Here is an 11,029-nt window from a genome sequence, read left to right on the forward strand (position 1 = left end):
GACCAACAGCACGAGGGCGACGGAATGCACTGGGAAAGCAGGGCTACCGTGCAGGTGACCTGCCATGACCGAGTGTTCGAGATCACGGTTCGCGGTGAGATCGACTACGACGAGAACGACCTGCTCCAGGCCGCCTGGGCAGAAGCCGACGACGCCGCGCGTCCGGTCACCGTGGTGGACCTCTCCCGCATCACCTTCGCCGACAGCGGGCTGCTCAACGCGCTCCTCGACACCTGGCGCCGCCACCAGGCCACCGGCCGCGAACTGATCCTGCTCGGCCCCCTCCACCCGGCGGTCGACCGGCTCTTCTCCCTCACCGGTACGCGGGAGCACTTCACGATCACCGATTCCCGCAGCAGGGCCATGCGCGCGGACGGCACCTGAGCCGAACCGTCCCCGTCCGCGGGCGATGCCGAAGAACTCGCCGGTGCCGGGACAGGCGTGCGAGCGGCAAGTCGGGGCACCCGCAGGACGCACCCATACAAGGCACGAATCGTCCGTGCCCATGCGTTTTCGGTGAAGGAAAGGAGAGGCCGTGTCGTTCCTCTGGGCCATCATCGCGGGACTCGTCATCGGACTGCTGGCCAAGCTCGTCATCCCCGGACGCCAGCCGATTCCACTGTGGCTGACGGTCATTCTCGGCATCCTCGGCGGTGTCGCCGGCAACGCGCTCGCCACCGGCTTCGGGGTGCGGGACACCGGGGGCGTCGACTGGATCCGCCACATCCTCCAGATCGGCGTCGCGGCAGCCCTGATCTCCTTGGTCAGCCCGATGTGGGCCCGACGGCACGCCTGACCCACCCGCTCCGGCCGCTCGCCCGCCGGCCGAACGGCCGGAGCGGATACGGCAGTCGAAGCCACGGTAGCCCTGCTTTCCCCGTGCATTCCGTCGCCCTCGTGCCGTCGGCCGCTGTTCCGGGGTGGCGTGGTGCCCCGGACCGTGGTCGCGGTGGCTCCGGTTCAGTCCGTAGGGACCCGTGCTTCGCCTGTCGGGGGGCGCGGCCGGTGCGGGACCCGCCCGGCCCCGTCGGCCAGGGCGATACGGGCGGTGACGCGCTTGCCCACCGGCTCCCTTCGGACCTCGAAGTCCTGCACGACCGCCATCACGATCTCCAGTCCGTGCTGCCCGACGCGGCCCGGATCAGCCGCCTGGGCCACCGGCAGTGCCGGATCGCTGTCCCACACGACCACCTCGACCAGGCCGCCGACGACCCGCAGCTCCAACAGCAGCGGACCGGGCGCGTACTTGCGGGCGTTGGTGACCAGCTCACTGACCACCAGCCGGGTCACATCCATCGCGCGCGCCGATACCGGCAGCCCGTACTCCCCCTGCACCCGGGCCAGGAAACCGGCCGCATGACGACGCGCCTCGGCGATGCACGCGCCCTGACCGTCCAGTGGGACGATCTCGTGCATCGGCTCGGGGCCGGTCACACCCTCACCGCCAAGCCCTGCCTTCACCGACTCCATCCGCGCTCCCCCGTTCCTGGGCGCACGTCTACCCGCTGGGAAGCCGGACATGTCCTGCACCGGACGGCATCTCCGGGCACGCCTGCATCCCGGCGGCCGGACCTCTCGGAACCGAAGCCCGCCGAAATGGTACGGGTACTCGGGGCCACGGGCGCAGACCGCCGACCCCACGGAACGACCGGGCCGCCCCAGGATCCCACGACTCTCGGGGTATCCGGAGCCGCCGTCGCCCGGAGAGGCCGCCGACCCTAGACCTCGATGTAGGCGACGACCACGACGGTGCGCAGGGCGGTGACGAAGTACAGGACCCGGACGGCTTCGACTTCGTCGGTGTACCGGCGCAACCGGGGGCCGGCGGTGGCGCCGGGAATCGGTTCGCCGACGTCGGGGTCGACGGAGATGACGACCAGGGCGCGGTCCAGGGCGTGGATCTCCGCCTCTTCGGTGATGTTCTCCAGCTGTTTGGCGGCGGAGTCGGCGAAGGTGATCCTGGCACGGCGCGGGCCGGACTGCGGGGCCATCAGGCGACGGCCGGGCGCTGCGTGGTGAGCCGGGAGAGGTGGGCCTCGCGCAGCTCCTCCCACGGCGTGCAGTCCTCCACCGAAGGCAAGCCGTTGGTGGCGATGTCCTCCAGGACAGCGGCGAACTGGTCGGCTTCGGCTCGGGTCTTGGCCGCATACGCGCGCACCGCATCGGCGGCCGCGGGCTCCAGCTGCTGCCGGGCGTGATCGGCGGAGGCCGGCTGTTCGCTCATCGAGGGCTCCGTAGGGCGCGGACCTGACGTCTCCCCCAACGGTATCGGCCGCTTCGGCCCCTGGGGACCGTTCCGAACGAACGAGCCGCGGTCGTTGACGCCGACGTACCACCAGCGGTACCCGCCGGGGTTGCCGAAGCAGTGGCATTCCAGGTATCCGAACCGTCGGCTGCCGAGCCAGGCACGGTGGTATTCAGCATGGTCGGTGAGAGCCGTGAAGGGCGTCTTCCCCAGCCGGATCACCGTCTGGTCCACTCGTACGCGCGGCCGCTCCGGGTTCGCCCACGCCGGCTGCCCGAGCTGCCGCACGACGTCGGGCGTTGCTGGGCATCGACAGCGTTGCAGAGCAACGTTCTGGCAACGGGCGGCACCACCACGCTCTTGACCGGCCAGGACCGTGCCGTGAACGGCGGAAAACGCCGTGCGCAACAGGCAGTGTGCATTGCCCCTCTTGTGATCGTGGACTGCAACGCCCCCTGGCTTCATCCATCCTGGTTCCTCCGTCCGCAATCGGCCGGAGGGAACCAAGTCGCGCCGCATCGCGGTGGATTGATGAATGGAGAACACGGTGGACCGCCCACTGCTGTCACTGAGATCGACCCTGGTTTTTCTGCTCGCCCTGCTCACCGGCGCGGTGGCAAGCGGCCTGACGGCCGTCGCCGGGGAAGGGGCCGCACGGAGCCTGCTCGCAGGCCTCGCCGCTACGGGACCGGCCGTGCCGTTCTTCAACCGCCTCATCGCCACCGAGGACAGCGCTGTCCAGCCACCGGCTCGCGTGGGTGCCGGCACGGCCGAGGGGGAGAGCAATGGGTGAGCTGCGGCCTCTGGGAGACGACCTCAACGATGCTTCCCGGGCATTGGCTCAGGCGTTGCGCGAGTTGTTCGAGAGCCTTCACGTGTCCGTCCGTCGGTACGCGGCTCGGCGCCGGCTCGATCCGGGCACGGTCTCTCGCTACCTGAACGGCACCCGGTTACCTCCGTGGCAGGTGATCAGCGATCTCTTCACCGATGTTGCCGAGCATCGTGGGACCGCAGTCACCACCGAGGCCATCGAGTTGGTGCGGGGCCTGTATGGATCGGCCGTGGACGCCGCCTCGTCGCCCAAGCACGCGGTGGAGATCCTTGAGCAGCAACTGGCCGACGCGGACCATGTCTCCCGGCGGTCCAGCGTCCACGGTGACGTCCTGGGCGATGCGCTGCTGGACCGGACGCAGCGCATCGCCGACCTCGAGACGCGGCTCAACCAGCTGGAGGCCGACCGCATTGCGGAGCAGAAGCGGGCGGACGAGTTCGCGGAGGCACATCCCGATGTCTTCGGCCTCATCCAGGAGCGGAACGCGCTCCAGCTGGAGGTCGAGCGACTCGGAGCGGCCCTCCGCGAGGCACAGGCTCAGCGTGCTGCGGCGGAGGGCCGCTGTGATCTGCTCGAACGCCAGCTGGAGGCCGTCGAGCAGGCCACAGAGGCGGTGCTGCCGGCGGGGCGGCAGCACATGCCCAAGATCCTCATCGTGGATGATCAGCCGGACAACCTGCTGGCGATGACCGCGGTTCTGGCAACGCTCGAGCAAGAGCTCGTCACCGTCTCCTCAGGCCGGGAGGCCCTCAAGGCCCTGCTCGACCACGACGACTTCGCCGTCATCATCATGGACGTGCAGATGCCGGAGATGGACGGCTACGAGACCTGCGCTCACATCAAACGCCGCCCGAGGACCCGGGACGTGCCCATCATCTTCCTGACTGCGATGGGCACCGGTTCCGAGCACTCCGCCCGCGGATACGCGGCCGGCGCAGTCGACTACATCAGCAAGCCCTTCGACCCGTGGGCGCTGCGCGCCAAGGTCGCCGTGTTCACCTCCATCTACCTGGAGCGACACAGCCAATAGGCCCCGGGCAGGCACAGCACCGCCTGGTCCCGTACACGAAGAAGGTACGGGACCGGGCGTGCCCGTCCACGGCACCGGGGTACCGCTGTCGGACCCGGGCAGTCGGCGTACGTTCCCCTGGTCGGTCCAGAGCGCGGCGCCCGGCCGCCCCCAAGACTGTCAGGCGAGTCACGAGCGGAGCCGGAGTCGGACCGCAGCCACTGCGCCGTCCTGGCACCCGTGCCGGCCGGTGTCGGGCCCCGGCCGCACGCTGATGGGCACGGCACACCGTGGAATCCATGCTCACCACACTCCGGTCGATCCGCCCTTCCACGTCGGCGTCCGTATGGACGGTCCGAAGGATCTTCTCCCCTGTGCCGTCCGCCGACCCTCGCCGGTGGCGATCATGAACGGCCTGCCACTTCCGTTGGTTCGCCATATAACAAAGTGACGGGCCTGTCCGCTCCGACGGGTCGGGGCCGGCCGGAGAGCCTGAAAGGCGCCCATGATGTCGCTCTTCGAGCAGCCCCGTCCCAGAGCTTGGTGGGCCCCATGGCCGGATCTGACAGAACGTGGTCATTGCGGCCACTGCGACGGGGGGAAATGATCAACGCATGCTCCAACCGCACAGAGTCGTCATCGTCGCCTTCCCGGGTGTCGAACTGCTCGACGTCACGGGTCCGGCTGAGGTGTTCTCGGTGGCCACGCGAGTCGCCGGCACCGACCGGCCCGGCTACTTGTTCAGATCGCGACCGCCGACGGTGCCCCGGTGGTCACCTCCAGCGGAGTCCAACTGACGGCCGACCTGACGCTCGACGAGGTGAGCGGCAACGTGGACACCTTGCTCGTGGCGGGTGCCATCCACGTGGACGACCACGGTGTCGAGCCGGTGCTCGACAAGAGGATCATCGACTGGCTGCGTGAAGCGGCGCCCCGGATCCACCGGACGGGCTCCATCTGCGCGGGCGCCCACCTGCTGGCCGCGGCGGGCTTGCTGGACGGCCTGACCGCCACGACCCACTGGCTCACGGCCGCGCGGCTGGCCGCCGACCACCCGGGTGTCACCGTCGATCCAGACCCGATCTTCATCCGGGCCGGCCGGCTGTGGACCTGCGCCGGTATCACCTCCGGGATGGACATGGCCCTGGCGATGGTCACTGAGGACCACGGCAGCGAACTCGCCCTGGCCACGGCCCGGATCATGGTCATGTACGTCAAACGCGCAGGCGGCCAGAGCCAGTTCAGTGTCCCGCTGGCGGTGCCGGGCGACACCGGCGACCGGATCGACGAGCTGCGTGTGTGGATCGGCGAACACCTCACCGACGATCTCTCCGCGGACGTGCTTGCCGCACGACTGCACCTGAGCGTGCGCCACTTCTCCCGGTTGTTCCGCCGGCGTACGGCCACCACCCCGGCCGCCTACGTCGAGTCCGTCCGGCTGGAGGCCGCCCGCCGGTTGCTCCAGGACAGCGAACTCGGCCTGCCGGAGATCGCGGCTCTCAGCGGCCTCGGCTCCGTGGAGAGCTTGCACCGTTCCTTCCGGCGCCGCCTGGGGACCACCCCTGCCGCATACCGGCGCCGCTTCCTCTGACTCCAACGCATCGCCATCCCGACCGCCCGCGGACCGCCGCCCGGCGGAACACGGTCATGCCCGCACCAGCGGCACGACACGACACACCTGGGAGAAAACAGTGCCCCAAACCAAGGTCGTCCCGATTCCGGTCATGGGCCGGCACAACATCAACGCATACCTGCTGCTCGGACGCCGGCCCGTCATCGTCGACGCGGGTACCCCCGGCAGTGGCCGAAGGATCTACGAGCAGGTCGCCGCGCACGGTGTGGACCCCACCGACGTGTCGCTGATCGTCATCACCCACGGTCACATCGACCACTTCGGCTCCGCCGCCGAACTGCACCGCCTGACCGGGGCACCAGTGGCGGGACACATCGCCGACCTCGGGACTTTCCGCAGCGGCCGGGTCCGCGAACCGTATCTGCCCACCGGTCCGATGGGCCGCCTCATGGCCAGGAACAAGAACCTGTACATCCAGGCCGAAACGTTCGGGCCCGACGTCCTCGTACGCGGTGAGACGGGCCTGGCGGACTTCGGGATCGCAGCGCGCATCATGCCCACCCCCGGACACACGGCCGGCTCGATCTCCGTCCTCACCGACCAAGGAGACCTCGTCGCCGGCGACCTGGTCGCCAACTCCTTCTTCGGGCTGATTCCGGGCAGGCCCGCCAACCCTCCCTTCCACGACGATCCGCTGCACAACCTGGCCAGCCTGCGGAAGATGCTTGCCCTCGATCCCACCAGACTCCATGTCGGGCACGGCACCCCGCTGGAGCCGGATCGAGTCCGGCGCTGGGCCGCCCGGGAACACAAGCGACTGTCCCGGCTCGAAGCAACCGGGCGGATATCCCCCCGCTCGGAAGGCGACGCAGCCTGACCGGCGGGAAATGGCGCTGTAGGCCGCACGGCGTGACCTCCCGTCCCGCCTGACCTGCCTGCCCGCCCGGTCTCACGGACGGGGAGACCAACTGAGCAGATCCGTCCGAACCCCCAGCACGGGATGGGAAAGCGTGCTGGTCAGCGGAGACCGATACCGGTGATCAGGAGTAGAAGCCTCGGCCGTACTCTTCCCGGCCCACATGGAAGTCGTCCGGGCGGTCGCGGCGGAGTTCCTCGTACCGCTGCGCGAAGACGTCGAGTGCCTGGTGAAGCGTGCAGCCCAACGTTTCGCGGATCGTCCTGAGCGCGAAGATGATCCGGCGCTCCAGGATGTCGCGGTCCACACTCTCGGGCAGCTGTTCCATGATGCGGTGAGCCTACCGGAACTGGAGGATCAACCTTCAGTGGTGGTCGTGCAGCTCTCCGGCGTTGGTGCGGCCAGCGGCGAACTGGTCAATGAGGGTGCAGGCGATGCTCGCTGGCCGCCGCGGCGCAGAAGGCCTCCAGTCCTTCCGGCAGCGCGGCCCGCTTGACGCGGGCATCAGCGTCGGCACCTGCTGAAGTTGCCTCTCCCTGAGGGCACGCAGGTCGTCGAGGAAGGCGTGCCCCGGGCTGGTCAGATGCAGCCGCACCTCGCGCCCGTCGGTGAGGCCGACCACGCGGTCGGCGAAACCGGCGGCCTCCAGCCGGTCGCACAGCCGGCTGGTGGACGGCGGGGTGGAGGCGCGGGAGTCGGCGAGGGTGCGCAAGACGATGCCCTCATGGGGCTCGACGATGAGCAGCACACGCAGCTGGGACCTCGAAATGGGCTATTCCATGCCTTACTTCAGGTAGGGCTTGCGGGCCGACGAGGTGTGTGTGATCGAATCTGCCGATGCGTACCCCCCACATGAAGACGCATCGACCCACTCACGAGCGCAGCACAGCGGCCCCGCGCGGCGAGGTCGAGAAGCCGCGGACGCCCCCCGGCCACCGGCGTCGCAACCGCCGCCGCAACCGTGCCACCGGACTGCCCACCCTGGTGAAGGCTCTCGCCTGGGTGCTCACCCTCGGCTGCCTCGTCACCCTCGCCGACCGCTGGGCGTTGCTGTACGCCGAGCGCCAGGCCTCCGAGCGGCTCAAGGACCAACTGCATCTCGCCGCCGCCCCCGAGGTACGGATCGGCGGCTTCCCGTTCCTGACACAGCTGGCCGCGGGGCGCCTGGACTCGGTCCGGGTCACGGTCCCGGACGTACCGGCCCACCGGGTCGCCCTCACCCAGGTCACCGCCACGGCACACGGCATACGCATCCGGGGCGACGGACCGACCGCGGTGCGCGGCGCGCTCGTTCAGCAGATGCAAGGACGTGTTCTGTTGTCGTTCGCCGACATGAACCGGGAACTGGGCGCCTCGCAGGTGGCCTTCACCGCTCACGGGGCGGGCCGGGTCCAGGCGCGCGGCGCTCTGCGCATCGCGGGACACGACGTGCGGGTACGTGCCGAGGCCCGGGTCCGGCGCGCCGGGCAGCGCGGCATCGCCACCGCCGTGGACGGCATACGGCTGGAGATCGGAGACCTCGCGACGTACCGCCCCGGCACCGGACCGACCGAGGGTCTCCATCTGACCCGGGCCTCGGCACGCCGGATCACGCGGGAGGCGGGGAAGATCAAGGCACTGCTGGGCATCCCGGAGATCGCGCACCGTCTGGGCGTGCCCGACGGCACGGTACGCGCCGCGCTGCGCGACGAGGACAGGCTGCACCGGCTCACGGGCGCGCCGCGCTTCCTGCACGGCCTGACCCGGGTCAACCTCGTGGACACGGCGCTGACCCATCCGGCACTCCTCGAGCGCCTGGGCCTCGACCCGTCCCTGTTCACCGCGCTGACCAAGCTCACCCGCCCGCGGATCGCCGACCGCTTCTCCTTCTCCTTCCAGCTCCCGGAGCCGCCTTCGGGTTCCCTCCGGCTGCGCAAGGTGACTGTGGGCAGGGACGGTATCCAAGCCGATGTGCGGGGGACGGGGCTGATCCTGGGCAGCTGAGCCCGCCGTACCGCCCCGTGCACCGTCCGTGCAGGTGCGCGCGACGCACAGGAGCTGGGGAGTGTGCGCGCCACACCCACGCGGTCCGGCGCCTGCCGAACGGGGTGCGGTCGTTGCGGCCGGCCGTCGGAGCAGCCCCTTCTCGGGCCGGCCGCGTGGAACGTGTGCCTGGAACTGTGGTTGAGCGCTACGGTTTCCTCCTCTGTCCCAGCTGACGAAGCGTCGGTTCTGGTGGGGCGGCATCGTCCGGTGAGGCGATGCGCGGGAAGGGCAGGTATGGCGGTGTCGGGGGCGGCGCGGGTCCGGGTCACAGTGGCTGCTGTGGTGGCCGGTCTCACGACGGTGGGCGTGGTACGAGGAGTCACCGTCGGCGGAGACATCACCGACAGCGTCCTCGGGGAGGACAGCCGGTGATGACCTGGCTTTCGCGGCGGCGCCGCGACGACACGGCTGCCTCCACCCAGAAGACGGAGCCTGTGATGCCGTACACGGAGGTGGTCGCGCGCGCCGGCGGAGTCGCCGCCGGCGGCGGCATCGTCGGATCCGCGGTGGGCCCCCACAGCCAGGCCCACTACATCGGGCAGCAGTACGTAACGATCCGTCGCGGTCACCACCAGGTGCAGTGGCCGATGGTCATCGGCACGGTGCCGATTCTGGCGTCAGCGTTCCAGCCCCGCGCCGGCCTCCGCGACCAGATGGACCAGGCCCGCGGGCATGGCGAAGCCGTCGTACCGGCCAGCGACCCGGCCGAGCGCGAACCGGCCGCTCACGTCCCGCAGCGGCTCGGGACGTCGGCGCACGTGATGTCGGGGGGCGGAGGAGTCGGCAAGTCGCAGTTGGCCGCGGCCTACGCCCGCGAGGCGATCAGGGACCGCACCGACTTGGTGCTGTGGGCATCGGCGAGCGACAGCCAGCAGGTCGTCATCGCGTACGCCCAGGCAGCGCTGAGTGTCCAGGCGCCCGGCTGCACCGGCCGGGACCAGGTCGCCGACGCCCAGGCCTTCCTGGCCTGGCTGTCCGGCACCGACCGGAGCTGGCTGATCGTCCTGGACGACATCACCGACCCCGCAGCCGTGGAGCCCTGGTGGCCCGACAACCCGCGCGGCAACGGATGGACTCTGGCGACCACCCGGCTCAACGACCCGCGCCTCACCGGCGGTGGACGCGCCCGGATCGACGTGGACGTCTACAGCTCCGAAGAGGCCACGGCGTACCTCACCACCCGCCTCGCCCACACCACCAAAGGTGACCTGGTCGACGACCAGGCGACAGCACTCGTGGAAGCTCTGGGCCACCTGCCACTGGCACTGGGCCACGCCGCCGCCTACATGATCCGCGAGGGCATTCCCTGCCGGACCTATCTCGAACGGTTCACCGACCAGGCCGGCCGCCTGGACGAACTCCTCCCCCGCTGGGCCGACAGCGAACGTTACGGCCGGGAGATCACCACCACGCTGCTCCTCGCTCTCGACGCCACCGACCAGGATCCTCTCGGCCACCTGGCCCGCGCCGCACTCCGCGTTGTCGCTGTCCTCGATCCCGCCGGGCACCCCGCCGCCCTCTGGGACACTCCCGCCCTGGCCACCTACCTCACCGCGCGGCAGCGCGCGGGCCGCCCGAAGAGGGCCGGTGTCCTGCGACGGCGCAGAAGCACGTCGCAGCCACTGACCAACGACCAAGTACGCGGAGCGCTCCTGCTCCTTGACCGGTACGGCGTGATCAGCTACGACGGCTCAGCCGACGGTCATCGTGCCGTACGCACCCACGCCCTCACCGCCCGAGCAGTACGCGAATCCACCCCAGCCGACGAGCACCGAACCGTCATCACCGCGGCAGCGGATGGTCTCGTCGGCATCTGGCCCGAAGCCGACCACGCACAGCGCGAACTCGCCGGTGTTCTCCGTACCAACACCGACTCGGTCAGCACGCATGCCGGTGACGCTCTCTGGTCAGGCAAAAGTCATACGGTTCTTCACCTCGCAGGAGTAAGCCTCCTCAACGCCAATCTGCCCGGCCCGGGCGTGACCTACTGGAGCGCCATGGTCGCCGACTGCGAGCAGCTGCTCGGCGACGACCACCCTGACACCCTGACCGCCCGCGCCAATCTCGCCGCCTCCTATTGGCAGGCGGGGCGGAACGACGAAGCCATCGTGATGGAAGAGCAGGTGATCACCGACCGGGAGAGGCTGCTGGGCCACGACCACCCGGACACGCTGACCGCCCGCGCCAATCTCGCCGCCTCCTATTGGCAGGCGGGGCGGAACGACGAAGCCATCGTGATGGAAGAGCAGGTGGTCGCCGACCAGGAGAGGCTGCGGGGACACGGCCACCCGGACACCCTGACCGCCCGCGCCAACCTCGCCGTCTCCTACCGGAAGGCCGGACGGACCAGCGAATCCATCCAGCTGCTGGAGCAGGTGCTCACCGACCGGGAGCGGCTGCTGGGCCACGACCACCCCCACACACTGACC

At 70.0% G+C, this 11,029-nt stretch carries 11 protein-coding genes and 4 pseudogenes; 8 read left to right on the forward strand and 7 right to left on the reverse strand.

Features of this window, described 5'->3' with window-relative positions; translation table 11 throughout:
* The first annotated feature begins 24 nt into the window (after positions 1-24).
* Together ACZ7DL_RS35760 and ACZ7DL_RS35765 are read left to right on the forward strand one after the other, a co-directional pair.
* Positions 25-384 (forward strand): STAS domain-containing protein, encoded by a 360-nt coding sequence (locus tag ACZ7DL_RS35760; RefSeq protein ID WP_470780798.1) that lies wholly within the window; start codon positions 25-27, stop codon positions 382-384.
* A 151-nt stretch (positions 385-535) separates the two neighbouring features.
* Positions 536-796 carry a GlsB/YeaQ/YmgE family stress response membrane protein gene (locus tag ACZ7DL_RS35765; protein ID WP_470780760.1) on the forward strand — a complete coding sequence of 87 codons (261 nt, stop codon included), beginning with the start codon at positions 536-538 and terminating at the stop codon, positions 794-796.
* 164 nt (positions 797-960) lie between these two features.
* Here ACZ7DL_RS35765 and ACZ7DL_RS35770 read toward each other — a convergent pair whose 3' ends face one another.
* The 4 genes and pseudogenes from ACZ7DL_RS35770 to ACZ7DL_RS35785 all read right to left on the reverse strand — a co-directional run.
* Complete coding sequence (locus ACZ7DL_RS35770) at positions 961-1,470, reverse strand: ATP-binding protein (RefSeq protein ID WP_470780762.1); 510 nt, start codon at positions 1,468-1,470, stop codon at positions 961-963.
* 248 nt (positions 1,471-1,718) lie between these two features.
* A complete protein-coding gene (locus ACZ7DL_RS35775) occupies positions 1,719-1,991 on the reverse strand; it encodes a hypothetical protein (RefSeq protein WP_470780764.1) in 273 nt (90 codons plus the stop codon).
* Positions 1,991-2,224 carry a hypothetical protein gene (locus tag ACZ7DL_RS35780; RefSeq protein WP_470780800.1) on the reverse strand — a complete coding sequence of 78 codons (234 nt, stop codon included), beginning with the start codon at positions 2,222-2,224 and terminating at the stop codon, positions 1,991-1,993. Before ACZ7DL_RS35780 ends, ACZ7DL_RS35775 begins: the two co-directional genes overlap by 1 nt.
* Positions 2,225-2,290: 66 nt before the next feature.
* A pseudogene (locus tag ACZ7DL_RS35785) lies at positions 2,291-2,764 on the reverse strand (ETEC_3214 domain-containing protein); the annotation flags it as partial.
* A 16-nt stretch (positions 2,765-2,780) separates the two neighbouring features.
* Here ACZ7DL_RS35785 and ACZ7DL_RS35790 point away from each other — a divergent pair.
* Both ACZ7DL_RS35790 and ACZ7DL_RS35795 read left to right on the forward strand, forming a co-directional pair.
* Complete coding sequence (locus ACZ7DL_RS35790; protein WP_470780766.1) at positions 2,781-3,038, forward strand: hypothetical protein; 258 nt, start codon at positions 2,781-2,783, stop codon at positions 3,036-3,038.
* Positions 3,031-4,107 carry a response regulator gene (locus ACZ7DL_RS35795; RefSeq protein WP_470780768.1) on the forward strand — a complete coding sequence of 359 codons (1,077 nt, stop codon included), beginning with the start codon at positions 3,031-3,033 and terminating at the stop codon, positions 4,105-4,107. Before ACZ7DL_RS35790 ends, ACZ7DL_RS35795 begins: the two co-directional genes overlap by 8 nt.
* 202 nt (positions 4,108-4,309) lie before the next feature.
* Here ACZ7DL_RS35795 and ACZ7DL_RS35800 read toward each other — a convergent pair.
* Positions 4,310-4,507 (reverse strand): annotated as a pseudogene (locus ACZ7DL_RS35800) (IS5/IS1182 family transposase); the annotation flags it as partial.
* Positions 4,508-4,700: 193 nt separating this feature from the next.
* Here ACZ7DL_RS35800 and ACZ7DL_RS35805 point away from each other — a divergent pair.
* Positions 4,701-5,677, forward strand: a pseudogene (locus tag ACZ7DL_RS35805) (GlxA family transcriptional regulator).
* Positions 5,678-5,777: 100 nt separating this feature from the next.
* Positions 5,778-6,536, forward strand: coding sequence for an MBL fold metallo-hydrolase (locus ACZ7DL_RS35810; protein WP_470780769.1), 759 nt, complete (start codon positions 5,778-5,780; stop codon positions 6,534-6,536).
* A gap of 163 nt (positions 6,537-6,699) precedes the next feature.
* Here the strand turns inward: ACZ7DL_RS35810 and ACZ7DL_RS35815 are convergent, their stop codons facing one another.
* Together ACZ7DL_RS35815 and ACZ7DL_RS35820 are read right to left on the reverse strand one after the other, a co-directional pair.
* Positions 6,700-6,903: a hypothetical protein gene (locus ACZ7DL_RS35815; RefSeq protein WP_470780772.1), complete on the reverse strand. Its 204-nt coding sequence runs from the start codon at positions 6,901-6,903 to the stop codon at positions 6,700-6,702.
* Between the two features lie 88 nt (positions 6,904-6,991).
* A pseudogene (locus ACZ7DL_RS35820) lies at positions 6,992-7,344 on the reverse strand (MarR family transcriptional regulator).
* A gap of 68 nt (positions 7,345-7,412) precedes the next feature.
* Here ACZ7DL_RS35820 and ACZ7DL_RS35825 point away from each other — a divergent pair.
* Both ACZ7DL_RS35825 and ACZ7DL_RS35830 read left to right on the forward strand, forming a co-directional pair.
* Entirely contained in the window at positions 7,413-8,558 is a 1,146-nt protein-coding gene (locus tag ACZ7DL_RS35825; RefSeq protein ID WP_470780774.1) for an LmeA family phospholipid-binding protein, read from the forward strand.
* A 413-nt stretch (positions 8,559-8,971) separates the two neighbouring features.
* Positions 8,972-11,029 (forward strand): tetratricopeptide repeat protein (locus tag ACZ7DL_RS35830; protein ID WP_470780777.1); only part of this gene is annotated, 2,058 nt, incomplete at its 3' end.

This window comes from Streptomyces sp. NPDC036984, from assembly GCF_055607665.1.

What these genes read in the sequence shown, in the direction of transcription:
- ACZ7DL_RS35760 (WP_470780798.1), top strand. Translation starts at nt 25, where the DNA reads ATGCACTGGGAAAGCAGGGCTACCGTGCAGGTGACCTGCCATGACCGA.
- ACZ7DL_RS35770 (WP_470780762.1), bottom strand. Translation starts at nt 1,470, where the DNA reads ATGGAGTCGGTGAAGGCAGGGCTTGGCGGTGAGGGTGTGACCGGCCCC.
- ACZ7DL_RS35775 (WP_470780764.1), bottom strand. Translation starts at nt 1,991, where the DNA reads ATGGCCCCGCAGTCCGGCCCGCGCCGTGCCAGGATCACCTTCGCCGAC.
- ACZ7DL_RS35780 (WP_470780800.1), bottom strand. Translation starts at nt 2,224, where the DNA reads ATGAGCGAACAGCCGGCCTCCGCCGATCACGCCCGGCAGCAGCTGGAG.
- ACZ7DL_RS35790 (WP_470780766.1), top strand. Translation starts at nt 2,781, where the DNA reads ATGGAGAACACGGTGGACCGCCCACTGCTGTCACTGAGATCGACCCTG.
- ACZ7DL_RS35795 (WP_470780768.1), top strand. Translation starts at nt 3,031, where the DNA reads ATGGGTGAGCTGCGGCCTCTGGGAGACGACCTCAACGATGCTTCCCGG.
- ACZ7DL_RS35815 (WP_470780772.1), bottom strand. Translation starts at nt 6,903, where the DNA reads ATGGAACAGCTGCCCGAGAGTGTGGACCGCGACATCCTGGAGCGCCGG.
- ACZ7DL_RS35825 (WP_470780774.1), top strand. Translation starts at nt 7,413, where the DNA reads ATGCGTACCCCCCACATGAAGACGCATCGACCCACTCACGAGCGCAGC.